The 24,236-nt window shown below is 54.1% G+C and carries 19 protein-coding genes, 2 pseudogenes and 1 other annotated feature; of the genes and pseudogenes, 19 read left to right on the top strand and 2 right to left on the bottom strand.

Going from position 1 to position 24,236, the window contains the following annotated elements; translation table 11 throughout:
• Position 1 precedes the first annotated feature (1 nt).
• The 7 genes from AC3Y2E_RS19635 to AC3Y2E_RS19605 all read left to right on the top strand — a co-directional run bounded on the left by AC3Y2E_RS19635 (position 2) and on the right by AC3Y2E_RS19605 (position 8,414).
• The gene (locus AC3Y2E_RS19635; protein ID WP_379213297.1) at positions 2 to 733 is read left to right on the top strand and encodes an IMP cyclohydrolase; all 732 of its coding nucleotides are present in this window, start codon (positions 2 to 4) and stop codon (positions 731 to 733) included.
• Positions 734 to 894: 161 nt separating this feature from the next.
• On the top strand, positions 895 to 2,154 hold the full coding sequence (gene purD / locus AC3Y2E_RS19630) for a phosphoribosylamine--glycine ligase (protein WP_379213295.1): 1,260 nt from the start codon (positions 895 to 897) through the stop codon (positions 2,152 to 2,154).
• A 593-nt stretch (positions 2,155 to 2,747) separates the two neighbouring features.
• On the top strand, positions 2,748 to 3,425 hold the full coding sequence (locus tag AC3Y2E_RS19625; RefSeq protein WP_332073436.1) for a Bax inhibitor-1/YccA family protein: 678 nt from the start codon (positions 2,748 to 2,750) through the stop codon (positions 3,423 to 3,425).
• A 224-nt stretch (positions 3,426 to 3,649) separates the two neighbouring features.
• Positions 3,650 to 4,768 (top strand): DUF3048 domain-containing protein, encoded by a 1,119-nt coding sequence (locus tag AC3Y2E_RS19620; protein ID WP_379213292.1) that lies wholly within the window; start codon positions 3,650 to 3,652, stop codon positions 4,766 to 4,768.
• Positions 4,769 to 5,174: 406 nt separating this feature from the next.
• A complete protein-coding gene (locus tag AC3Y2E_RS19615; RefSeq protein ID WP_379213290.1) occupies positions 5,175 to 6,080 on the top strand; it encodes a TIGR01777 family oxidoreductase in 906 nt (301 codons plus the stop codon).
• Between the two features lie 126 nt (positions 6,081 to 6,206).
• Complete coding sequence (locus AC3Y2E_RS19610) at positions 6,207 to 7,466, top strand: Glu/Leu/Phe/Val family dehydrogenase (protein WP_379213335.1); 1,260 nt, start codon at positions 6,207 to 6,209, stop codon at positions 7,464 to 7,466.
• A 114-nt stretch (positions 7,467 to 7,580) separates the two neighbouring features.
• Positions 7,581 to 8,414 (top strand): hypothetical protein, encoded by an 834-nt coding sequence (locus AC3Y2E_RS19605; protein WP_379213288.1) that lies wholly within the window; start codon positions 7,581 to 7,583, stop codon positions 8,412 to 8,414.
• 118 nt (positions 8,415 to 8,532) lie between these two features.
• On the opposite strand, the gene AC3Y2E_RS19600 is transcribed toward AC3Y2E_RS19605, so the two are convergent.
• Complete coding sequence (locus AC3Y2E_RS19600) at positions 8,533 to 9,054, bottom strand: hypothetical protein (protein ID WP_379213286.1); 522 nt, start codon at positions 9,052 to 9,054, stop codon at positions 8,533 to 8,535.
• Positions 9,055 to 9,166: 112 nt separating this feature from the next.
• Here AC3Y2E_RS19600 and AC3Y2E_RS19595 point away from each other — a divergent pair, with 112 nt between their 5' ends.
• The 12 genes and pseudogenes from AC3Y2E_RS19595 to AC3Y2E_RS19540 all read left to right on the top strand — a co-directional run bounded on the left by AC3Y2E_RS19595 (position 9,167) and on the right by AC3Y2E_RS19540 (position 20,060).
• Positions 9,167 to 9,379 carry a hypothetical protein gene (locus tag AC3Y2E_RS19595; protein WP_379213284.1) on the top strand — a complete coding sequence of 71 codons (213 nt, stop codon included), beginning with the start codon at positions 9,167 to 9,169 and terminating at the stop codon, positions 9,377 to 9,379.
• A 176-nt stretch (positions 9,380 to 9,555) separates the two neighbouring features.
• A complete protein-coding gene (locus tag AC3Y2E_RS19590) occupies positions 9,556 to 9,846 on the top strand; it encodes a YerC/YecD family TrpR-related protein (protein ID WP_138880059.1) in 291 nt (96 codons plus the stop codon).
• Between the two features lie 158 nt (positions 9,847 to 10,004).
• A complete protein-coding gene (locus tag AC3Y2E_RS19585; RefSeq protein WP_379213282.1) occupies positions 10,005 to 10,802 on the top strand; it encodes a sirohydrochlorin chelatase in 798 nt (265 codons plus the stop codon).
• Positions 10,803 to 10,896: 94 nt separating this feature from the next.
• Positions 10,897 to 11,805, top strand: coding sequence for a diacylglycerol kinase (locus AC3Y2E_RS19580; protein WP_190932166.1), 909 nt, complete (start codon positions 10,897 to 10,899; stop codon positions 11,803 to 11,805).
• Between the two features lie 22 nt (positions 11,806 to 11,827).
• A complete protein-coding gene (gene rlmD, locus AC3Y2E_RS19575; protein ID WP_379213279.1) occupies positions 11,828 to 13,375 on the top strand; it encodes a 23S rRNA (uracil(1939)-C(5))-methyltransferase RlmD in 1,548 nt (515 codons plus the stop codon).
• 437 nt (positions 13,376 to 13,812) lie between these two features.
• Positions 13,813 to 14,056: a binding site (T-box leader), on the top strand.
• 121 nt (positions 14,057 to 14,177) lie between these two features.
• Positions 14,178 to 16,058: an alanine--tRNA ligase gene (locus tag AC3Y2E_RS19570; protein WP_379213277.1), complete on the top strand. Its 1,881-nt coding sequence runs from the start codon at positions 14,178 to 14,180 to the stop codon at positions 16,056 to 16,058.
• Between the two features lie 683 nt (positions 16,059 to 16,741).
• Positions 16,742 to 17,162 (top strand): annotated as a pseudogene (locus AC3Y2E_RS19565) (transposase); the annotation flags it as partial.
• A gap of 181 nt (positions 17,163 to 17,343) precedes the next feature.
• Positions 17,344 to 17,814, top strand: coding sequence for a hypothetical protein (locus tag AC3Y2E_RS19560; RefSeq protein ID WP_379213275.1), 471 nt, complete (start codon positions 17,344 to 17,346; stop codon positions 17,812 to 17,814).
• Positions 17,807 to 18,055, top strand: coding sequence for a helix-turn-helix transcriptional regulator (locus tag AC3Y2E_RS19555; protein WP_379213273.1), 249 nt, complete (start codon positions 17,807 to 17,809; stop codon positions 18,053 to 18,055). Before AC3Y2E_RS19560 ends, AC3Y2E_RS19555 begins: the two co-directional genes overlap by 8 nt.
• Positions 18,052 to 19,029, top strand: a complete 978-nt coding sequence (locus AC3Y2E_RS19550) for an NAD(P)-dependent alcohol dehydrogenase (protein ID WP_379213271.1) — start codon at positions 18,052 to 18,054, stop codon at positions 19,027 to 19,029. The genes AC3Y2E_RS19555 and AC3Y2E_RS19550 overlap by 4 nt, the downstream gene beginning before the upstream one ends.
• A gap of 22 nt (positions 19,030 to 19,051) precedes the next feature.
• A pseudogene (locus tag AC3Y2E_RS19545) lies at positions 19,052 to 19,527 on the top strand (NrtR DNA-binding winged helix domain-containing protein); the annotation flags it as partial.
• Between the two features lie 107 nt (positions 19,528 to 19,634).
• The gene (locus AC3Y2E_RS19540; RefSeq protein WP_379213269.1) at positions 19,635 to 20,060 is read left to right on the top strand and encodes a DUF6326 family protein; all 426 of its coding nucleotides are present in this window, start codon (positions 19,635 to 19,637) and stop codon (positions 20,058 to 20,060) included.
• Positions 20,061 to 20,788: 728 nt separating this feature from the next.
• Here the strand turns inward: AC3Y2E_RS19540 and AC3Y2E_RS19535 are convergent.
• A complete protein-coding gene (locus tag AC3Y2E_RS19535; RefSeq protein ID WP_379213267.1) occupies positions 20,789 to 23,806 on the bottom strand; it encodes an NHL domain-containing protein in 3,018 nt (1,005 codons plus the stop codon).
• Positions 23,807 to 24,236 lie beyond the last annotated feature (430 nt).

The following is a 24,236-nucleotide window of genomic DNA, read 5'->3' as shown; positions in this document are numbered from 1 at the left end:
CGTGACACAGCAATGGAGCCAGACGGCCGAGATTAACGCAGGCAAGCTTAAGGAAAATGCATATCCGGGACGCGGTATCGTTATCGGCCTTACACCGGACGGTACGCGTTACGCGCAAGTGTATTGGATCATGGGCCGCAGCGAGAACAGCCGCAACCGGGTGTTCATTCAGGAGGACAACGGCTTCGTCCGTACCGAAGCTAAAGATCCGGCCAAATTGACCGATCCGTCGCTTATTATTTATTATCCGGTCCGTCATGCGGGACAAGCCCATATCGTAACGAACGGCGATCAAACCGACACGATTTACGACGCCGTAGCCGCAGGACGCACGTTCGAGCAAGCGCTGACGACTCGTACGTGGGAGCCGGACGCGCCTAACTATACGCCGCGCATTTCCGGATTGGTCGACTTGTCCGACGTGAACTGCGCGTACAAGCTGTCGATTCTCAAGACGAACCAAGGCGACGCTTCGCAGACGATGCGCCATTATTTCCACTACGAGCAAGGCATCGCCGGCTTCGGTCATTGCATTCACACATACGCCGCAGACGGCAATCCGCTTCCTTCGTTCCAGGGCGAGCCGGTGCTGATGCCGTTATTCGACGATATCCGGCAAACCGCTTCGTTCTACTGGGAACGCTTGAACGAGGAAAACAAAATTTCGCTGCTGGTCAAAACGATCGACAAAGCTACCGGCCAGACGGAAACGGTCATATTGAACAAGGCTTAGCATCCCTGTGATTCACTAGCGGAGGTCCGGATGAGCCGGGCGCAGCAGCGTCAGTAGGTGCCGGAGGTTCAGCGGGAGCGCTGAATCATCGGCCCATGCAGCGCCAACCGGGCTTGCCGCACGATGACGAGCAGGGAACAAAGATTCGGGAGGGTTAACGGTTGCGTATATTGGTCATTGGCAAGGGCGGAAGAGAACATACGATCATTTGGGCGCTGAAAAAAAGCTCCCGGGTCGAGCGCATTTATTGTGCGCCGGGCAACGCCGGCATTTCGGAGCTGGCGGAGAACGTGCCGATTAAAGAAAATGAGTTCGACAAGATCGCCCAGTTCGCACTGGATTATGCGATCGATCTGGTCGTCGTCGGACCGGAAGATCCGCTGGCGGCCGGAATCGTCGACTATCTGGAAGAGCGCAATATCCCGGTATTCGGCCCGCGTGGCAATGCGGCGATTATCGAAGGCTCCAAAGTGTTCACGAAGGAGCTTCTCCAAAAGTATAAAATCCCGACCGCGGCTTACGAATCGTTCGAATCGTACGAGCCGGCGCTTGCCTATGTGCGCAAGCAGGGAGCTCCGATCGTCATCAAGGCGGACGGCCTAGCGGCAGGCAAAGGCGTTATCGTCGCGCAAACGCTGGCAGAAGCGGAGAAAGCGCTGCAGGACATTATGGTCGATAAAGTATTCGGCGAGCAGGGCAGCCAGGTTGTTATCGAGGAGTTTTTGCAAGGCCAGGAGATGTCAATCCTGTCGTTCGTAGACGGCAACGTCGTTCGTCCGATGGTACCTTCGCAGGACCATAAGCAAATTTTCGACGAAGACAAAGGCCCGAATACCGGCGGGATGGGCACGTACAGCCCGCTGCCGCACATTCCGCAATCCGTGATCGACGAAGCGATCGAGACGATCATCAAGCCGACCGCCGAAGCGATGGTGAAGGAAGGACGTCCGTTCCGCGGCGTGTTGTTCGCCGGGCTGATGATTACCGAGAACGGTCCGAAGACGATCGAATTTAACGCGCGTTTCGGAGATCCGGAGACGCAGGTCGTGCTGTCGCTGCTCGAAACGGATCTGCTCGACATCTTCCTCGCGACGATCAACGGTCGTCTGCAGGACATGGATATCCAATGGAGCGGCGATACGGCCGTATGCGTCGTCCTGGCATCAGGCGGCTACCCGGGCAGCTATCCGAAAGGAGTTCCGATCTACGGCTTGGACGAGGTGCAGGACTCGGTCGTCTTCCATGCCGGAACGACACATAAGGACGGTCAGGTCGTCACCGACGGCGGGCGTGTGCTTGGAGTGACGGCGAGAGGCGCCAGCATCATGGAAGCCCGTGCGAAAGCTTACGCCGACGTGGAACGGATTCGCTTCGAGGGTATGCAGTACCGCACAGATATCGCGCTTAAAGCGCTTCGTTAAGTCAAGGGGAGCCAACCGTCAGTCAGTTCAAGGGCTGCTCTGCAAGCCAAACCATGGGGCTATCTCAAAAGTGTCCGTACCACAGTGGCACAATGGAACGTTCTATGTTTTAACAAAAGGACCTCAACTTCCACGGAAAAGTGGGGGCTGAGGTCCTTGTTCTTAAGGAAAACCGGTTTCGGTTCGTTCGAAGGCGGCGCCAAATCGCAAAAGGGCTTTGGTGACAGCCCCGTTTGTGAGCACCCATTCAATGAAAACGTGTTTACTTTACTCAAACTCGTTTTTCGCGTATTTTTCTTTCCGTTTATGCACATAAAGGATAGCTGTGACTAACCCTGCGATCAGAAGCACTTCCAGCCAGTAAGCTTTCATTGCCATGAGGAGCCAGTTCATCCGGATTCACCCCGCGAAATTCCGCCACCTTTTTTTAAAAAAAGCCAATTCCGGCGGTTTTCCCTATAGGTTGCCCGTTCGTCCGATCGTCTATGCCTCCCTATGAGAAACAAGGGGTGGTAGGGGTGGAAAATGTGGAATGGAAACGATTCCCTGTGATATACTATTATAAGTACAACCTATAATCAGGAGGGTTTTCCATGGATATGGAACAAAGACAACCATACAGCGGAACCGATGATCAATCGACTTATTACAATGCGCCATTCCACAAGCTGCTGCGGATGTTCACCGTGTCGGTGCTGATCTCGTTCGTCGGTACGTTTGTAGGGATGTACGTTCCGCCGGCGCTGTTCATTCCGCTCGTCGTCGTAGAGCTGATTATGCTGGTCGCCGCCTTTTTCATACGGCGTAAAGGAAAAGCGGTCGGATACGGATTTGTATTTACGTTTTGTTTCATCAGCGGGATCACGATATTTCCGGCGATTGCGCATTATACGTCGATCGGAGGCACTTGGCTTGTCTCGACCGCGTTTCTGCTGACTGGTATTATTTTTGCCGGGTTAACCGCCTATGCGTATTATTCGAAGCGCGATTTCAGCTTTTTGGGCGGATTTCTGACGGTGGGCATTCTCGTTCTAATCGGGTTCAGCCTGATCGGACTGTTTACCGGCGGATTTGGAGGTACGCTCGGACTGATGATCGCCGCGTTCGGGGTACTCATCTTCTCCGGGTTCATCCTGTACGACATCTCCCAATACAAGCACGGAGTTCCTGACGAAGAGATTCCGCTCGCCGTATTGAGCCTGTACTTAAGCTTCATCAACTTGTTCCTGTACTTGCTTCGTCTGCTCGGCATTTTGTCCAGCGACGACTAAGCACCGACATCGAACATCGACAGCCCTCTGCCGGGTTTATAACCGGATGGAGGGTTTTTCTTTTTGCCGAACACCGGCAGGGCATTTATCGGCCTCGGCCGTTTTTGCGGCTTTTCTTCATATCCTGTGTGTCAGGCTGCCTATCCTTCTATGGTTTCCGGTTCTACTCTAGCGTTCCGGCACATAGTCTGGAACCAAGAGAGAGAAGGAGGAGAGGAAGAGCTATGAAGCAAGGACGTTCGGCGCTGTTAACCGGTCTGGCCGTTTTACTAGCGGGAATCTTATATGTGATTATTTTGATAGGATGCGAGGAACGGTCCGGCGAGAGCGGACAGCCGGTCCAACAAGCGGCCGTTTCTGACGGAGCCGGGGAACCGGGCGAACTGCGGCCCGACACGCTCGTAGGAGGAGGTTCGCCGAAGGAAGCGGACAAGCAGGAGGCCCCGCCGCCGCCGAAGTTTCCGCTGACCGGTCTGACCGCGCCGCAGGACGTACAGGAGCGTCCCGTTATGGTGATGGTGGAAAATTCGCCGCAAGCCCGTCCCCAGACCGGACTGGATCAGGCGGACCTGGTCTATGAAATATTGGCCGAGGGCGACATTACGCGATTCGCCGCGGTGTATCAGAGCCGGGCGCCCAAGACGATCGGACCGGTAAGAAGCATCCGGCCCTATTACGTAGAGATCGGGGACGGGCTCGACGCCTATATCGTTCATGCCGGGTGGAGCCAGGAGGCGATGGACATGCTGGCCGGACGCAAACTGTCCCATCTGGATGAGGTGTACGGGGACGGAAAGTATTACTGGCGCGATGCCAAACGGAAAATGCCGCATAACCTGTATACGAGCATTGAGCTGATCCGCCAAGGAGCTAAAGATAAACGGTTTCGCACCGATTGGAACGGTCCGCTGCTGCAATTCACTCCGGATTCTCCGGACGGTCTGTCGGCCTCGCCAAGCGGACAGACAGCGGCGAAGGCGGTTATCCCGTATTCGCGGGGATATACGGTCTCTTACCGGTACGAAGCGGAGAGCGGAACCTATCTCCGTTCTATGAACGATAAGCCTCATACCGATGCGCTTTCCGGACATACGTTGTCTGCGTCCAATATCATTATCGCTTATGCGGCACACCGAGTATTGGATTCGGAGGGCAGGCGGAGAGTCGACGTATTCGGGCCGGGCCAAGGCGTGCTGCTGCAGCGGGGAACGAAAAAAGACATCACCTGGGAGCGGAAAGAGGGACTGATCCGGGTCTACGAGGGCGGCAAAGAACTAGGCTGGCTGCCCGGACAAACGTGGGTGCAGATCGTGCCGTCCGGCACCGCCGTCCGGATCGAGTAGCGGGACATGCGGCGAACAGGGGAGAGCGTTCGGCGGAAGGCAACAGCAGGGACGGAGCTCCTCTCAGTGGCCAGCGAGTATAGATTTCCGCGCGCGGGCATACTAGCCAGCAGAACAACCGAAATAAGGGGGCTGACAGGTTGGGGCAGGGGCTCGGCGCTGGTATCGGCGAAGGGATCTCCGCTTTTTCGATCTGCTCCACCGGCTGCTGCGGGGGCGCTATCTGCCTTTCAAGGCCGGTGATCCGGCCGGTATCGACCCGTCGGTCTGCGATCCCGGGAGTACGTTCGGGTGAGGCTCCTCTGCGGAGCCTTCTTTTGTGTCCCGGACCGCTTACACGTTTGTCCACTCCGTCTACGGTTATGGTAGAATAAGGGCAACAAGCGTAAAGGCGGTGCGGCAGGCGATGAAAATCGCGATATGCGGCGGTACGGGATTTATCGGCGGCGCTCTGGCCCGGTATCTGGAGCAGTCCGGGGACGAGGTCGTGCTGATCTCGCGCACGGCATCCGGCGGCGGAGGTCGGGAACGGTGGAAGACCGTTAGCTGGGATAATCTAGAAACGGACCGGGGAACGCTGGAGGGACTCGATGCGATCGTCAATTTGGCGGGCGAATCGATCAATCAGCGCTGGTCGGACAAGGCCAAACGGCGGATTTTGCAGTCCCGGCTGGATACGACGAAGAAGCTGGCCCGGCTGGTTGCAGGGCTGGAGCATAAACCGAAGGTGGTTGTTAACGGGTCGGCTATCGGCATATACGGGACGTCGGAGACGGAAGTATACGACGAATCGCATCCGGTTCGCGCCTCCGACTTCTTATCCGGAGTCGTCGAGTCGTGGGAGAAGGCGGCCGACGCGATCCCGGCGGAGCGCATCGTCAAGCTGCGTACCGGACTCGTGCTGGGCAAGGAGGGCGGAGCGCTGCCGATGATGGCGCTGCCGTACAAGCTGTTCGCCGGCGGCAGAGTGGGCAGCGGCAAGCAATGGATGAGCTGGATTCACGTCCATGACATCGCCCGGCTAATCCGATATTGCATCGAGCGGCCGGAGATGTCCGGTCCGGTTAATGCGACCGCTCCGAATCCGGTAACGAACGATCGTTTCGGCAGAGCGCTCGCCGCTGCACTGCACAGGCCTCATTGGTTTCCGGTGCCGGGCTTCGTTTTCCGCGCCGCGTTCGGGGAGATGTCCGAGCTTCTGCTGGCCGGTCAGCAAGTATTGCCGAAGTCGGCGGTCGAGCATGGCTTCGAATTTCAATATCCGACGGTGGATAAAGCGCTCCAGAGCATCTATGGACATGGAAGTCACTAATACGACCTATTTTACTCCTTGACATGCTGTGTCAGGTATCGTTAACTGGAATAGAAAGAGGTACAGGTTCATAACCAATAATATAGAAACCAGGTGAAACCGATGAGCGGAAACAAACGGATTTTGATGGGAGCCGGCCGACCAGCGCTCAGCAACGACGTATTGGGGTCAACGCAAACTGTCATTCACGAAGCATTGGAACGTCTCGGTTATGGAGAAAGCTACTACGAACTGCTGAAGGAGCCGCTGCGGCTGCTGACCGTGCGGATACCCGTACGGATGGACGACGGACAGGTGAAAGTATTCACCGGCTACCGCGCCCAGCATACCGATGCGGTCGGACCGACCAAGGGGGGAATCCGGTTTCACCCGAACGTCACTGCCGAGGAAGTATCCGCCCTGTCGCTCTGGATGACGCTGAAATGCGGCATATTCGATCTGCCGTACGGCGGAGGAAAAGGCGGCATCATCTGCGATCCGCGCACGATGTCGCTTGGCGAAGTGGAGCGTCTGGCTCGCGGCTATGTCCGGGCGATCAGCCAGATCGTAGGTCCCAACAAAGATATTCCTGCTCCGGACGTATATACGAACGCGCAGATTATGGCGTGGATGCTTGACGAATACGGCATTATCCGCGAGCACGACTCCCCGGGCTTTATTACGGGCAAGCCGATCGTGCTTGGAGGGTCGCAAGGCCGGGAGAAAGCGACGTCGCTCGGCGTAGCGATCTCGATCCGCGAAGCTGCAGCCGCTCAAGGGATGGCGATCAAAGGACTGAAAGTATGTATCCAGGGCTTCGGCAACGTCGGCAGCCATCTGGCGGAAATTCTCGACCAATGGGGCGCGGTCGTGGTAGGCATCAGCGACGTGCATGGCGGCATCTATGACGAGAAGGGGCTGGATATCCCGTACTTGCTGGACCGTCGTGATTCGTTCGGCAGTGTCACCAATTTGTTCAGCAAGCGGCTGAGCAACGCGGAGTTCCTGACCCAGTCGTGCGATGTGCTCGTTCCGGCGGCGCTGGAAAACCAGATCACGATGGAGAACGTCGATTCCATCCGGGCCAAAATGATTGTCGAAGCCGCCAACGGTCCGACTTCGATGGAAGCGTCGGAGAAGCTGCACGAACAAGGCGTGCTCGTCGTGCCCGACGTGCTGGCTAACGCGGGCGGCGTAACCGTCTCGTATTTCGAATGGGTACAGAACAATCAGGGCTACTACTGGCCGGAGGAAGAAGTGAACACCAAGCTGGAGAGCAAAATGGTCGAAGCGGTCCAGAAGGTGCTGAGCATGGCGAAAAGCCGGAATATTACGCCGCGACTGGCGGCCTATATGGTCGGTGTGCAAAAGTACGCCGAAGCCAGCCGGATTCGAGGCTGGGTGTAAGTCGGACTTACAACGGAATAACGGATGCATCCAGAGCTTCGCATAAGCAGATCACATCTGCAAGGGCGAGGCCCTTTTTCATTGGATTCAAATCGAATTGGAGGAGAGATCACGATGAGCGAGCTTCAGGTGCCTACCTGGTATTACCAGCATTACGACGCCGACTTTGCAAGGGACGTTCCGGCTGAGGCGTTCGGAGGATGGAACAAGACGGTGCTGCCGATCGCCTGCGAACGGACGGCGCTTGTCGTCATGCATGCGTGGGATTGCGGGACGAGGGAGCAGTTTCCCGGTTGGCACCGGGTCGTCGAGTACATTCCGCGCTCTTACGACATCTGCGGTAACGTGCTGCCGGGCCTGCTGGAGGCGGCCAGATCGTCGGGGCTTACGGTGTATCATGTCGTAAGGCCGGGCGGAACGTATTTCCGCGACTATCCGGGCTACCGGAGGGCGGATCAACTGGCCGGACCTGAGGTGCCGAGGAAAAGAGAAGTGCAGCGCGACGAAGTACTCGATCGTCTGGCCCGCTTCCGCAGCCAGTCCGTGTTTCCCGGGGAGCATAACCAGCCGGATATTACGGCAGGCCAGCGGTGTATGGACTTTCCGCAGCCGGTCAAACCCGCCGGCGACGAAGGCGTTGCCGAATCGTCCGCACAGCTGCACGCATTATGCCGGGAAGACGGGATTAACCATCTGATCTACACCGGATTCGCGATTAACGGCTGTCTGGTCAGCTCCCCGGGCGGGATGATCGATATGCAGCGGGAAGGCTATATGTGCTCCGCCGTCCGCCAAGCGGTTACCGCGATCGAGAACAAGGAGACGGCACGCGCCGAGACGGCGAAGGAGATCGCGCTGTGGCAGGTTGCGCTGCTGTACGGATTCGTCTACGATGCCGACGATTTGGCCGACGCGCTGCGTTGCCGGACGGTGGATAGGCCGTCATAGTTCGCGGGGGATAACGCAACCCACAGCCTCCTCAACCTTCGATCCGCCCAAGACTCCGCCCAACAAAATCGCCCGTCCGCCGCTGTGCATGCATGGCGGCGGACGGGCATTTTACCGGTTAGCGGCGGCCTCGTCTGCGGCGTCTCGAACCGGAGCCGGGGGCGTACAGCACCGGCCGCGGGCCGGATCTTTTCTTGCCCTTCCGGCGGCGCTTGCGGCGGCGGGGCCGTTTTTTCCAACCTTCGAATTCGTCGTTTACCTCGGTCGTTTTCGCTTTGCCGGGCATCATGTTCATCAGCAGCTTAATCATCGGTTGCATCTGTTGAATATTGCTGACGATTTTCTGAACTTTGCCTATGCTGGACATAATGCCGTCGATTCCTCCCAGCCGGTCGACGACGGATTTAATATCCTTGAAGTTGAAGTTGCCGAGCAGACCGGAAGCTCCCGAGGCGGGGGCCGCATTCGTAACCGTAGGCAGCTGCTGCAGCTGTTGAAGCTGTTGTCCGTAAGGGACGGGGGCATAACCGAACTCTCCGTTAAAGCCGCCCGCTCCCGCTCCCGGATAAGCGCCCACATTACGCGTGTCCCTGAAGCTGCTGCGATGGTCGTGCCAACCTGGCCATTGTTGTGGATTCACGCGAGTCTCATTCCTTTCGCAGAAGATGGTTATGTACTACTGTATGTGGTAGGCGAATGTTTGGATTGGACGAATGCCCGGTTTATGGCGGCGAGTTCGGGGGCCTGCCCGCTTGTGCGCGGATTTTGGCGGCCGGGAGCGCCCTTTTTATGCGGGATCGGCAGGAACGAAAACCAAACAAACCTCCATACCCGCCGGCGACCCGGGCATGAAGGTTTATCTGTCAGAGGCTTCGGTTACTTCGTTAAACCGTGATCGTCCGCTGCATGACCGCGAATCCGGCGAGCTGCGCTCAGGCAAAGTGTCCGGCGGCCCCAAGCCCTGAATCCGTCGGATGGAGTCTCCCGTCAGATCCTGCGAGGCGATTTGCCGAGAGGGGAAGGACGCAGCTTTACCCCTGTAACGCATAAAAATTTTAACGTTATGCAAACGTAAAGGAAGGAAATGCAGTTCCGATGTCGAAACAGGTAAGCAAGACAGGAAATAGGGGTTGATGGAAAAGTGCAGTTGAAGAAGCTGAACGATAAAACGATCGACCAGCTGTTCGAGGCGGTTTTGACGTTAAAAACAGTGGAAGAATGCTATATTTTTTTCGACGATCTGTGCACGGTTAATGAGATTCAGTCGTTATCGCAGCGGCTGGAGGTCGCCCGCATGCTGGGCAAAGGCAGCACCTATAACCAGATCGAAGCGGAGACGGGCGCAAGCACGGCGACGATATCCCGCGTCAAGCGCTGCCTCAATTACGGGAACGACGGCTACAAGATGGCGCTGGAGCGGCTGGGCCGTTAATCTTTTTGCTGCTGCCGTTAGAGGTTCCCGCTATACCGGTAGTACCCGAATCCTTCTCCTCCAGGAGCGGGATTTTTGCGTTGCCGAGGGGCGTTCATGGGCAGATTGACTTTCCATGACGGTTTCGTTAGCATGAAGTTGAGATGGGGGCGGAGTAGGTGTCGCGTTTGTCGGATACGAGCAAGGCAGGCGTCCTGGTCATCAGTCACGGTTCGCGAAGCCCGGTATGGGTGGAGAGGGTGGACCGTGCGGTGGCGGATGTCGGATGGACCGGAGCGGTACCGGTTGTCTCTTCGTTTCTGGAGATAGTGGAGGGCCGGCTCATTCAGGACGGGATCGATACCTTGGAAGCGCAGGGCGTTACCGATCTGATCGTCGTACCGCTATTCGTCTCGTACGGGAGCACGCATGTGGACGAGATTCGTTGGGCGCTGGGCGATTTGCCCCGGCCTTCCTCAGAGACCGATCTGCAGCCTTTTCGTCTGAACGCCCGGGTGTGGATATGTCCTCCGCTGGATGACGACCCGGTTGTCGCTGAGATTATGTATGAACATATACGGGACTTATCGGTTCGCCCGGAACGGGAAGCGGTTCTGCTGATCGGACATGGCAGCGATCTGCCTTTCTTTTATTCGAGGTGGAAGCGCGGCATGGAGCGGGTGGCGGCCGATCTGAAGGAGCTGGGAGGCTTTGCGGAGGTGCGGAGCGCCTTGCTGCTGCCGGATGAGACGGCGGACGTGCTGGGCAGCTGGAAGCAGGAATTGCCGGAGCGGGACGTGATTGCGGCTCCGCTGTTTTTGAGTGAAGGTTACTTTACGGAGCGGGTCATCCCGGACAGGCTGGGAGGCCGCGGCTGCCGGTATAACGGACGAGCCCTGCTGCCGCATCGCGGAATCTCCCGTTGGATGGAGCGGCAAATCGTCGAGATGATGGACAAGGCGGGTTTGCGGGTATAACGCTCGTGGGCTCCGTATAAGGAACGGCTGGAATGAAGCATAAGAAACGAATTTGATCATAGAACGATATAACGGAAAATGGGGGAATGGGTCAATGGCCAAACGTGCCAGACTGATCTACAACCCGACGTCCGGTCGGGAAGAGATGAAGCGAAGGCTGCCCGAAATCTTGCAGCGGCTGGAGAGAGGCGGACTGGAGACGTCCACCCACGCTACGATCGGAGAAGGGGACGCAGCTATTGCCGCGGCGGAGGCGGTGGAGCGCGGGTTCGACGTCGTGATCGCCGCAGGCGGGGACGGCACGCTGTATGAGGTGATCAACGGCATGGCTGAGAAGCCGAACCGGCCGCCGCTCGGCATCCTGCCGCTCGGTACGACGAACGATTTCGCGCGGGCGCTCGGGATTCCGAAAAATTGGGAGTTTGCGGTCGACCTGATCTTGCAGCAGCATACCCGGAATATCGACGTCGGCCGGGTGAACAAGCGGTATTTCATCAATATCGCGGGTGGCGGCTCGATGACCGAGCTGACCTACGAGGTGCCGAGCAAGCTGAAGACGGTGATCGGACAGCTCGCGTATTATATGAAGGGACTCGAGAAGCTGCCCCGGCTCCGTCCGACCGAGCTGATCTTCCGCTGGGAGGATCAGATCGTCCACGAGGAAGTGATGATGTTCCTGATCTGCAACAGCAACTCGGTCGGCGGCTTCGAGAAGCTCGCTCCGGAGGCGAGTCTGAGCGACGGGTTGCTGGACGTGTTTATTTTGCGCAAATGCAATCTGGCGGAATTCATCCGCATCGTCTCGGCGGCGCTGCGTGGTGAGCATATGAACGACCCGCATCTGATCTACTTCCAGACGCAGAGCATTCAGGTGACGTCTCCCGACTACGTGCAGTTGAACCTGGACGGGGAGTTCGGCGGTACGCTGCCTTGTACGATTTCGGTGCTTCCGGATCATCTGCAAATTTTCGTCGACGAGTCCGGCAATTCGACATACAAATAAGTCAGGTTGGAGTGAACGTGTAGTGGCAAAAGGAACAGGCCGGGGCGGCCGATCGAAACGAAGCGGCGCGTCCGGCGGCCGGGGAAGAAACGGCGCACCGTCCGCAAAAGCGCAGGCTGCGGCCAAGGATACGGCCAAGGCGCCGGTGACGCTGCAGGAAACGTATATCGCCGATTGTATCGGGATCGGGCACGAAGGGGAAGGGGTAAGCCGGGTGAACGGCTTTACCCTTTTTGTTCATGGAGCGCTGCCGGGAGAGAAGGTCAAGGTACGGGTGACCGGGCTGAAGAAGCAGTACGGGTTCGCCGAGCTGCTTGAGGTCGTGGAGCCGAGCCCGGACCGTATCCAGGCGCCTTGTCCGGTCTATGCGGAGTGCGGCGGCTGTCAGCTCCAGCATCTCGATTATGCGGCCCAGCTGCGGCTGAAGCGGCGAATGGTCGCTGACAATCTCGAGCGGATCGGGAAAATCCGCGTGGCCGGCGGAGATGGGGCCGGAGCCGGTGCAGGTGCCGGTTCGCTGGGGAGCGGTGAAGTGGCGGACGACGGGGTCGTCGTTCATCCGACGATCGGGATGGACGAGCCGTGGCAGTATCGCAACAAGGTGCAGGTGCCGGTCGGGGAGCAGGAGGGCGGGCTTGTCGCCGGCTTTTATGCGGGCGGCAGCCACCGGATCATCGATGCGGAGCGATGCCTGATCCGCAGCGAAGCCGCCGACGGGATCGTGCAGGCGGTCAAGAGCGCCGCCCGCGAGCTTGGCATACCGGCGTATAACGCCGAGAAGCGCGAGGGCGTGCTGCGCCATGTGATAATTAAGTCCGGCTACCGCACCGGCGAGACGATGATCGTTCTGGTTACGGCGGGGCCGGAGCTGCCGCATGGACCGGAGCTGGCGGAGCGGATCGCACAGACCTTGCCCGGCGTGGAGAGCGTGTGCCACAACGTCAACGACGGTGCGCCGGGCAGCGTCATGGGCCCGCGCACGAACGTGCTGTGGGGACGCGACCGGATCTACGATGCGATCGGCGACATCCGGTTCGCGATCTCCGCGCACTCGTTCTACCAGGTCAACCCGCTGCAAACCGAGGCTTTGTACCGCAAAGCGCTCGACTATGCCGGGTTGACCGGCAGCGAGACCGTGATCGACGCCTATTGCGGCGTCGGCACGATCTCGTTGTTTCTCGCGCGGCGCGCGAAGCGGGTGTACGGCGTCGAGATCGTCCCCGAAGCCGTCGAAGACGCCCGCCGCAACGCGGAGATGAACGGCTTGGCGAACGCGGAATTCACGGTCGGCAAGGCCGAGGACGTGCTCCCCTCATGGCGGGAGCAGGGCATCCGCGCCGACGTCATCGTCGTCGACCCGCCGCGCAAAGGCTGCGATGCCGCCTTGCTCGAGACGATCGTCGCGATGCGCCCGCAGCGCGTCGTCTACGTCTCGTGCAACCCCTCGACGCTCGCGCGCGACCTGCGCGTGCTCGAGGACGGCGGCTTCCGCACCGTCGAGGTGCAGCCGGTGGATATGTTTCCTTGGACGGCGCATGTGGAATGTTGCTCACTGTTAGTCAGGAAGTAAAACGAATAGTGCGAGATGTATTGGCGGATAGAGATGAAGATAAATCGCATGAATGAAATAGCCATGTTATGATTAGGATAGAAAAGATTAGGATAGAAAAAGGAGCCGGACGGCCATCCGACTCCCTGCACAACATTTTGGGTGGGAAGCCTCCCAGAGAGACTTTAGAAAATAACCCGTTCCCTTGGCGCTAACCTGGGCGGGTTATTTTCATGTTTTCAGATATGTGAGCAGGGCCAGCAAAAACATACCGAGCCTAATTACTTCCATCAACGAAAATTGCATAAGCATCACCTCCAAACGGGGAAGTCAGAGGATGCGAAGCAACCGAATTGCCAAAGCTGATGGTAGAATCGATAGACTTATACCTTATAAAAAAATAGTGGAATTAATTGACAGGGAAAGTTGAGTGTGTTAGTATTGCTTTAATTTAAAATGAAAAGGCTATGATGAGAAATAGTAGGTATTAGGGATCTCACAGAGAGAAGATGGTTGGTGCGAATCTTCATTGATCTAATAGTGAAGCAGTCTCAGAGCTGTGAACCGAACAGAGGAATCTTAGTAGGCTTCAACGGAGTTCCACCGTTATTCAGGAAACAATATCGGAGAAATCCCGTATTGATAGAGTGCAGAGAAATCTGAAATTAGGTGGTAACACGGACATAATAGTTCGCCCTAAGTTGACAAGAAATATGTCAGCTCAGGGCTTTTTTTGTTGTACTTCTTTTCGTTTGAATATTCGCAGAATAAAAACTTTTGGATTTTCCAAGAATAAATAATAATTGAAATGGAGGTAATGAGCATGGTGAAAATGACACCAGATGAGTTAAGAAAATCATATATAGATTTTATGAAAGGTATAGGGGCTAGCCAAGTGCCCTCTTCTAGCTTGTTACCAGAAAATGATCCCTCAACGTTGTTTACGGGAAGTGGAATGCAACCTATGGTTCCCTATTTATTGGGGGAAAAGCATCCGATAGGTAATGAGATAACTAATATTCAGAAGTGTTTAAGGACAGTGGATATTGAGGAAGTAGGAGATACGTCGCATCTAACATTTTTTGAAATGATAGGTCGATGGGAGTTTAAAGCAAATGAAAATAACTATAAGAAAAAGCAAATCGATGCCATTTGGAATTGGCATATCATCGAATTAGGAATTGATCCTGGCAGGCTGTATATCAGTGCTTTTATAGGAAGTGATGATTTGAATATACAGAAAGATACGGAAGCCATTCAAATCTGGTCAGATAAATTCAAATCAGTTGGTATAGAACCTATTATTGAGGATGATCCATATCAATATGGGACATCTAGAGGTGGAAGAATATTCTTATACGACGAAAAAGAAAATTGGTGGAGCAGAGCCGGAAGTCCATTCGATATGCCTGTTGGTGAACCAGGTGGGCCTGATAGTGAAATGTTCTATGATCTTGAACCAGGCGGCGATTCACTGGATCATCCTGCTTCTGTAAGCGAGAGGTTTTTAGAAATTGGGAACAACGTATTTATGTGTTACAAAAAAGAAGACACAGGATTTGTAAAAATGCAAAATCCCAATATGGATTATGGAGGCGGATTAGAAAGGGTTGCAACCGCCCTTAATGGTGACAAGGATATTTATAATACGGCTTTCTTCCTTAATCCCAAGAAAAAATTGATGGAGCTAAGTGGTAAACAATATACTGACGAATTAAAGTCGTTTAGAATCATACTTGATCATGTGAGGGCTGCTACTTTTCTAATTAATGATGGTGCGGAGCCAGCTAATAGTGATGCAGGGTATATAACAAGAAGGTTATTAAGAAGGGCGATTCGTGCAGGTAAAAAAATCGGTATACGAGGAAGTTTTGTGGGTGAGTTGTCTGAAGTTTATATAGATGAAGCAACAGCTTATGAAGATTTGATCAGTAATAAAAAGAAAGTTATCGAAATAGTAAATAAGGAAGAAAATCTTTTCTATAGAACTTTACTGCAAGGAGAAATTGAAATACAAAAACATCTTAAGAATAAAGGTAAAGTTACAGGTGCAGACGCCTTTTATTTTTACGAAACATATGGGTTTCCCTTGGAATTGACGGAAGAGTTCCTAACTGAAAGTGGATATAGTATGGAGGACAAGGCGTCTTATGTAGAGGCGGCAAAGAAACATGCTGAAAAGAGCAGAACTGCTTCTGCGGGTAAATTTAAAGGTGGATTAGCTGAACATTCAACGGAAACAACAGCGCTACACACGGTATCTCATTTATTACTTGCTGGTTTAAGGGAAGTTTTAGGTGATCATGTTCATCAACAAGGAAGTAATATTACTTCAGAACGATTAAGGTTTGACTTCAACCATGATGAAAAACTTACGCCAGAGCAAATAGCTGAGGTGGAGAAGTATGTGAATGATGCGATTTCATCAAAAGCAATTACCTATATTTCAGAGCTGCCTAAAACTGAAGCGAAAGAAAGTAATGTTGTAGGGAATTTTTGGGATAAATATCCGGATATCGTTAAGGTGTATACAATCAAAGATAACGAAGGGAAAGTTTGGAGTAGAGAAGTATGTGGAGGTCCTCATGTAGAAGATACAACAAACTTAGGAAAGTTCAGTATTAAAAAAGAACAATCTTCTTCTGCTGGAGTTAGAAGGATTAAAGGAGTAATTGATAAATATTTCCATAAAGCGGAACAATAGCCGATGAGACTCTTTCGTACGAGCCTGTTCTTGTTATTGTTAGTCATTTTCATGAAATCCCCATACAGTAACAGGGTTGCATTATTTCACCTGTCTACCGTATGGGGAGCATATCACATTAAGAAATACGGTCTTATTGATGTAACAATCACCGGGCTCCCTGTGACAGAGAAGGCATCACTTTTAAACTGAAGCCATGTGGAGTGCGTAATAGGAATACAACGAATCGATACGTAGAAATCCATTGTTATTCAACACTTTGCGCGATTTATGACGTTCACGGCGGATGACCAAGACTTCAAAAATAAGCTGCTCAAGGACAAAATCGAGGTTTCGGTCGTTTTGGATTGGATTTGGACGTCGTATGCGTAGATATGTCATTGGATAAATTTCAAGCAAATAATCAGTCAAGCTATGCCACTGGCTAAAGAACGAGGGGATACCGATACTTTTAGCGACGTCAAGTATACCGTTATCTTCTCAAACGACACAGTTAAGATTGAGTCACTAGATACAATCCTCTCTATAAATACACAAGCCCTTATTCTTCAATTCTTGAGAAATCAGACACGGGAGAATGGCTTATAACAGTCGAAATCTTCGAAGCTCATCGGTAAAATTTTATGGAAAGGGAGCAACGCCTCGGCGATCTGCTCCCTGTTTTGATTAAGCAATAGTTTCCCGTTAGCATGGTGCAGGGTTACGCTTTCTTAGAGCGCCGGCAATGGGACAACTTCAACGAAGGCGTCACCTTGATCGATTCGGTGGAGACGTACAAAGCTCGGTTCGGCGTGTACCCGGAAGAAGTGATGGCCGATCTACCGAAACCGGGGGAACCGTGCCTACTGCAAGGAGCTCGGCATTCGGCTCAGCGGAGATGAAACGAACCGCCAAGCTGGATGCAGGCGAGCGCAATGCGATCGAAGGCAAGTTTGGCGAAGGAAAACGAAAATATGGTTTGAATCGAATCCGGGCGCGACTCGAGCAAACGAGCGGGGCCGTCATCGCCTGTAGTTCCTCGTGATGAACCTGGAACGCCGCTTTCGGCTCCTTTTTGTCTTTATTTTCAACATGCTGCTGATTCGCATATGTGATCTTGTATGAATGCTTATACATAAAGGCATGACAGGAGAGTAAGCCTTGGGATGATGGTTTTGAAAAATTGGCATCCAGCATACATCTCATGCGGTTGTCTGGCGAAATTTGTATGAAAAACTTTACACATAGTAAAAAATAGTATACTCTGTGTATGAATACTTTTACACAAGAAACGGAGATGATCCCTATGTATGATCAGGAGAAAAAGACAGTCGCCTCATTGCTCGCAAGCCTAATTGTTCTTATTGCTTATGTCCTGTACGGTTATGCCAGGATCCGGGAGCGAGGGGCTGATCTGGAGTCCAACCTCACCTGGTGGGCGGGTGTTATACTGGTGTTCATTGGGATCGGCATCGTCGTGTACATCATCATCCTGATTGTGTTTCGCATTCTGAATGCGATTGTGATACAAGCACGGAAGGAAGAAGACGATTCGACGGATGTCTTAGACGAGATGGACAGACGGATTATGCTGATTGCAACGAAAAACGGGTTTATTGTTGTCAATGCAGGATTTATCGCCGCGCTCGTTACTCTCGTCCTGGATATGCCGTCTGCTGTCATGTTGAATGTTGTGTTCCTGTCCTTTCTTGCCGGGGCGATGGTTGAGGGGTTCTGGAAGTTGTTACTGTACAGAAGAGGGATCGGGAATGGATAACATCACGATTACGAACCATATACGTCGGTTGCGTTTTCACCATCATGAGATGACACAGCTCGAGCTGGCGAGGAGAACGGGTGTTACGAGACAGACCATTGTCGCTGTAGAGAACGGCAAGTACTTCCCCTCGCTGGAGCTTGCGTTTCGGATTGCCCATGCGTTCGGTGAGAAGCTGGAGGATGTGTTCGTCTGCGAGTTCACGGGAACAGACGACGATACAAGGAGGGGAACACGATGAAAGCAGTCGTTTATGAAAGATTCGGATCACCCGAAGTGCTACACCTGCAAGAAGTCACCAAACCGGTCCCCAAGGATGACGAAGTGCTTGTTCGCATCTATGCAACGACCGTCACTTCCGCAGACGTGAGGATTCGCGCCAAGAGGATGCCGGCCGGATTCGGTATCATTGCGCCGCTCGTGTTCGGGTTTCGTAAACCGCGAAATCCGATTCTGGGCGTTGAGTTTGCCGGAGTGATTGAGCAAGTGGGGCGTGAGGTGACCACCTTCAAGATTGGTGACGCTGTGTTCGGCATTCATGGCGCTGGCATGAGATGTTATGCCGAATACAAGACGATCAAGGCGTCCGGACCGATTGCCTTGAAGCCAGATGCGATTCCCTTCGAAGAAGCAGCTGCAATCCCGTTCGGCGGGGGGACCGCCTTGCATTTCCTGAGGCAAGGGAAGGTGACGGCGGGAGAGAAGGTGCTGATCATCGGTGCGTCAGGCAGTGTTGGCAATGCGGCTGTGCAGTTGGCGAGAAGCATGGGTGCAGAGGTGACCGGGGTGTGCAGTACGGCCAATGTGGAGCTTGTGAAATCACTTGGTGCAGACCATGTGGTGGATTATACGATAGAGGATTTCAGACGCAGTGTACTCAAATACGATGTTGTGATGGAGACGATCGGGTTGTACGGGTTCACAGACTGCAAATCGGTTCTCAAGAAAAACGGGCGGTTCATCCCGATTGCCGGGGGATTGCCCGATTTTGCGAAGATGGCGTGGACGAATCTGACAGACAGCCGCAAGACAATCGCCAGAGTCGTCACGGAAAATGCGGAGGACCAACGAACGATTGCGGGTTTGGCTGTAGCCGGAACCTACAAGGTGGTCATTGACCGAACGTGGCCTCTGGAGGAGATATCTGAAGCACATCGTTACGTGGACACAGGTCGCAAACGCGGTAATGTGGTAATCAGGGTAATGGAGTTATAGCGCTGTTTCGAAAGCGACAATAGTCTATAGTACGCCCGGACGTGAGCTGAGAGGTTGGATCATTTCACATGCATTTCTCGCTTTGGTGAATGAGAAGATGCTGATGGGTCGCAGGGCAGCCGTGGATCCCATGGATGTTCGTTTGTTCCCCGTCCGGGAAGCCCTTTCTATGGAGCTAGCTTTCGATCATCGTCAAATTCTTGAGGATGCGCTCGTGGGAGATTCGCAAACAAATGCTGACTACCATTGATTGCTAAGGAATTTCTACCTAAGGAATTCACTATAAGCGAGCTGTATCAGGTCATTCAAGCTATTGTGCCTGAATTGGACGAGAAGAATTTTGTGCGCAAGATCACATCAACCCAAAGTCGCAAGGGTATCATTGAGGAGGTGAGGGATCATAAGGGCGATTTGAAGAAATCGAATGAATACTCACAAGGAGCTGCACAGTTGTATCGCTTTTCCGAAACGGAGCCAAGGTTGTCTCTATATCAATAAATAAATTCTTCGTAGGATATGCGAAAATATCGAATTATTATGGTTATCGTAAAATGACGTGGAAAATAGGGATTACAACTTTTAATTTTATGAATGGAGATTATAATATGAATACACAAAATAAAGCACAAAATGCACTGGAAGACATCAAAGTCAGTTCGAAACTGAAGATTGCTACACTGTGGGCGAGTTTTATGTTTCTCTATATTTATGTTGATTATTTCCACTTATATATGCCGGGCAAAATAGAAGATATTCTGGCAGGAAAAGTATTTACATTTGACATTTCATATGTCTTTCTATTGATAGCACTGATTTTTGTAACAATTCCAGCTCTTATGATTTTCCTTTCTGTTGCCCTGCCGGCTAAAGTAAATCGCCGGGCAAATATCATTATTGCCGCGGTGTATATTCCCTATATGTTGTTTAATTTGGCAGGAGAGGCTTGGGCGCACATGGTGTTTGGCGCTGTTGTAGAAGTCGCTCTTCTTTGTCTAATTATCAGGTATGCATGGAAATGGCCTTCTTCGTAATACAAAGTAAAAGTGGCTACGCCCCTGAAATTACTTTGACCTATATTCCACATCATTTTACGATAACCCGGAAATTGCTGAATATTTCGTTGCAGTAGAGCACACATCACGGAATTCGAGAGCACCTTTCTCGGAGATATACGGCTGTGGCAGATACACCCTAGTCACGTAATCTCTTGGGATGCCTGGGATTGTGGCAGGGGAGGGGCTTGGATCTCCCTTTCTCTTTCGGCCTATAACGGCGGTTTTAATTTCATGCATTCGGCAGAGCACTTAACTTCTTTAGCCAGCGATTTCGCTGGCGTTCCTTTGAATCCCTCTTCGTCAATCGTGCGCGAATATACCAGTATAACTTGGACATCCACATCGTACTGTGGTGTATGGTGAGTTCCAATCTCTCCGTAAGTTCCCCGCCTTGCCGCTGTGCGGTTAATGCTGCGATCCCGGACCGCCGCATCATCCCGTTCGACACGTAACACTATGTTTACCGCGACGGCAAGGAGAAGCTGCAGAGTAGAGGCGATGTATGAATTCGGAAAATGAAAAGGAAGGGCCGTTCCGAGATGGCCCTTTCGGCTTTTTTGGTTTCCAACGTATGGTTAGAAAATTCGACGTCGTCCTTTCCGCTGGCATGCAAATCGCCGTAAAGCGATCCTTTCAGCCTAATCACAGAGCAAGCCGGTTCAACCGGAGACGGGGCGTTAGCCCCGCCGTCCGATGGAACCGGCTTACGGTTCCGGAATGAAATTCTCCGTGCCGTCCTGTTGCTTCTCGTAGGAATGGTCCATGGATGCTTCCTGGATATAGCCGTATGCCCAGTGGGCTTGCGTGACGTCCGGCCATTGCTGCGGCGCTCCGTCTAGCGGTCCCCGGCCCTGCAGCCTGTCGATCATCGCGACCGCCTCGGCGCGGGTCAGCGTCGAATCCGGGCGGAAGGTGCCGTCCTCGTACCCATTTACGATACCCGCCGCCGTCGCTTTCCCGATGCCGGCTTGCGCCCAGCTTCCGGCGATATCGGTGAATCCCGCGCTCCCGGCTATCTCCTCCGGCAGCAATCGGGCGATCACGGTCGCCATCTCCGCCCGCGTGATCGGCGCGTCCGGCATGAAGCTGCCGTCGGGATATCCGATCATCAAGGCCATCCTGGAGACGCGGTCAATATACGCCTTCGCCCAGTATGCTTCGGTAATATCCGGGAATTTCCCGGCTGCAGCGACCTCGCCCCGGTCGATGACCCGGACCAGCATCGCGGCGACTTCCGCGCGGGTTATGTTTCGGTCAGGACCGAAAGTCCCGTCGGAATAACCGAACAGAAAGGCTTTATGCTCCAGATTCGCCCAACGGATGACGGTAAACGTGCCTGTCTTGCCGGCGGTTACGGGAAACCGAATCCCAAGCCGATTTTCGCCATCATAGGGGACGATGCTTCCTCTCGCCAGCTCCTTCGTGCCGTCGTCATACAACGCGAAGACCGCGACTCTCTTCAGCTGTTCGTCGTTGAGCGGCGCACCGGTCAGCGGCAGAATCGCCTCGTATCCGCCGCCGGTCGCGTTCGATCCAATCGTCATCGGACGGCCGACGGTTTCGACCGTGCCGCCTCTCGCGGCTTCGAGTACGAGCGGATCCGTCGTTGCCAGCGATTCGATCGATTCGAGGTCTTTTTCCCTGGCCGGTTCGATGCGGAAACGAAGCCCGTCCGTTCCAACTTCGAACATTGCGTTCGGGATGACGACACGCGCCCGCGTCGCGGAAATCTCCATTCGGATCTTGCTCTCGGATAGCAAATCGACCGAAGCCTTCGGGAACGTCACGACCAGCTCGACGTCCCCGTTATCTTCGTCCGGTATGAGCATCTTCGCGAAATCGGAACCGAGCGCCTTGAGCTTGTCGATCGCTCGTGCCGCCTGATCTTTCGTCAGTTCGACCGCCGCTTGGCGGCGTCCGTCGTTGGCAGACGAACGGACGATATAGGCATTCGATACGAGGGACCCGCCGTTGCCGTCAAAGACTTGAATCGTAGACCGTCCAGAGTCAGAATCGGAGTCCGGCGTTGACGGCGACGCCGGCGACGACGAATTCGGGGCGCGCGGCGTCGCGCTCGCCTCGTTCGAGAACCCGCTGGCTTCCGCGGCGTTGTGCGCCTTCACCGCGAAATAATAAGTCGTATCGTTGACAAGACCCGTCGCCGTATAGGTCACTCCCGTCACCGTGGCCAATGGCAAGGGGTCGTACGCACCGGATGCAGTGCCGATATAAAGGCTGTAATAGACGGCTGACGTGACACTATCCCAGGCCAAAGACGCTTGGCCGTTTCCGGGAGAAGCCCTGAGATTGGCCGGAGCATGGGGAGGATTCAGACTCCACTGGGCGTAGACGGTCACATCGCCGCTCACGACGGTCGTCTCGTCGAAGCCGGTTCCACCGCCGTTCGGCAGCGTATTCCAGCCCGCGAACGCATAGCCGGGACGGGTCGGCGGCGCGGGAAGGGCAGCCGCCGTCTCGCCGTCCGTCACGTTCAAGGTCGAGGGGGTCGCCTCCGTATCCCCGCCGTTCTTATCGAACGTGACCGTGTGGGTAACCGCTTCAAGCTTTTTGATCTTGTAGTTGCTGTTGTCCGATACATACAGATTCCCGTTATGGTCCAGATCGATCCCGATAGGGCCTCTCAGTTCCGCCGATGTCGCCGGTCCGCCTTCGCCGGAATCCCCGAAGGCGCCGGTCCCGGCAATGGTCGTGATGATGCCGGTCGAACTGATTTTCCGAACGATGTGATTGCTGTTCTCCGCGACGTACAGCGTTCCGTTGTCGTCTACGGTGAGTCCGATCGGTTGCCACATAGCGGCCGCCGTCGCCGGACCTCCGTCGCCGGAATAGCCGGCAACTCCCGTGCCGGCCACCGTACTGATGTTCCCGGACGTATCTACTTTCCGCACCCGATTGTTGTTTCGGTCCGCGATGTACAGATTCCCGCTGCCGTCAAAGTCAATGGAATACGGAGTACTCAACTGCGCCAAAGTCGCCGGGCCGCCGTCGCCCGAGAAACCGGCAGCTCCCGTCCCGGCTACCGTGCTGATGATGCCGGTCGTTTGATCCACTTTTCGAACGACATGATTAAAAAGTTCCACGATATATAAATTGCCGGTGCTGTCCGCGGCAACATCCGCTGGACCTCTTAGCAGGGCTGAAGTCGCCGGGCCGCTGTCGCCGGAATAGCCCGGAGCGCCCGTGCTCGAGCCGGCCACCGTGGTGATAATGCCGGACGTATCCACCTTGCGTACGCGCTCGTAGCCGAGTTCCGTTATGTACATATTCCCTGCGCTATCGAAGGCCACGGACCCAGGGTATCGTAATGTAGCCGAAGTCGCCGGTCCGCCGTCTCCAGAAGGGATGCTCCAGTTCGCCTCGACCCCGGGCCTTCCGGCTACCGTCGTGATGATGCCGGACGTATCCACTTTCCGGATCACATGATTATACGAATCCGCAAAATACAGATTTCCGGCGGCGTCTACGGCTAGATGGTAAACTATGTTGAATCGGGCCGAAGCTGCCGGCCCTCCGTCTCCGGAGAAGCCCGCTGTGCCAGTTCCGACGATCGTGTCGATCGTATAGTTCTCCGCCGCATAAGCGCGGCTCCCCCAGTCTGCCGGCAGCAGGGGAACCAGGCCGTTTACCGACATGACCACAAGTGCGATTAGCAGCAGCTTGGCTGCTCGTCCCTTCCATGTTTGCACATTGGCTCTGCTCATCATTCTCCTCCGTTCTTGTAACGCGTCTACAACAACTGTATGTTCAACAACCATTCCATTACACGGGATCCGACCTAACACCTACCAATTGGCGAAAACCAAGATAATGATGAGTTCACTTTAGCTTGTTCCACTGTGCTTCTTCGTGAGATTGGATTTGTCGAACGATTCATGCTTTCAGCTCGATTTGTTTCGCCATATTGCCCCTTTATATGGGGCTTCGCTTTCGCTAAACTTTGACGTAGTCCTGGTCCAGGTATTTGGCCATCTTGGCTTCCCCCCAACAGTCGATTTATAATTAATGAACACCTTATTGTTTATTATTATGCGGGGCAAGCAAGGCTTCAATGAACAATACTGGCGGATGTGTCGGTTAACGAACACGTAGGGTCAAGGTGTCGGGTAAAATTTTCGGGAACATCGGGGGGAT

Source organism: Paenibacillus sp. MAH-35 (assembly GCF_058135425.1).
Note: the sequence above shows the minus strand (reverse complement) of the source record. Positions and strands in the feature narration are given on the sequence as shown.

Coding starts and splice junctions, on each gene's coding strand:
- AC3Y2E_RS19615 (WP_379213290.1), top strand. CDS start 5,175: ATGAAAATCGCGATATGCGGCGGTACGGGATTTATCGGCGGCGCTCTG.
- AC3Y2E_RS19555 (WP_379213273.1), top strand. CDS start 17,807: ATGGATAACATCACGATTACGAACCATATACGTCGGTTGCGTTTTCAC.
- AC3Y2E_RS19605 (WP_379213288.1), top strand. CDS start 7,581: ATGAGCGAGCTTCAGGTGCCTACCTGGTATTACCAGCATTACGACGCC.
- AC3Y2E_RS19550 (WP_379213271.1), top strand. CDS start 18,052: ATGAAAGCAGTCGTTTATGAAAGATTCGGATCACCCGAAGTGCTACAC.
- AC3Y2E_RS19570 (WP_379213277.1), top strand. CDS start 14,178: ATGGTGAAAATGACACCAGATGAGTTAAGAAAATCATATATAGATTTT.
- AC3Y2E_RS19620 (WP_379213292.1), top strand. CDS start 3,650: ATGAAGCAAGGACGTTCGGCGCTGTTAACCGGTCTGGCCGTTTTACTA.
- AC3Y2E_RS19535 (WP_379213267.1), bottom strand. CDS start 23,806: ATGAGCAGAGCCAATGTGCAAACATGGAAGGGACGAGCAGCCAAGCTG.
- AC3Y2E_RS19610 (WP_379213335.1), top strand. CDS start 6,207: ATGGGAGCCGGCCGACCAGCGCTCAGCAACGACGTATTGGGGTCAACG.
- AC3Y2E_RS19560 (WP_379213275.1), top strand. CDS start 17,344: ATGTATGATCAGGAGAAAAAGACAGTCGCCTCATTGCTCGCAAGCCTA.
- AC3Y2E_RS19580 (WP_190932166.1), top strand. CDS start 10,897: ATGGCCAAACGTGCCAGACTGATCTACAACCCGACGTCCGGTCGGGAA.
- AC3Y2E_RS19540 (WP_379213269.1), top strand. CDS start 19,635: ATGAATACACAAAATAAAGCACAAAATGCACTGGAAGACATCAAAGTC.
- AC3Y2E_RS19625 (WP_332073436.1), top strand. CDS start 2,748: ATGGATATGGAACAAAGACAACCATACAGCGGAACCGATGATCAATCG.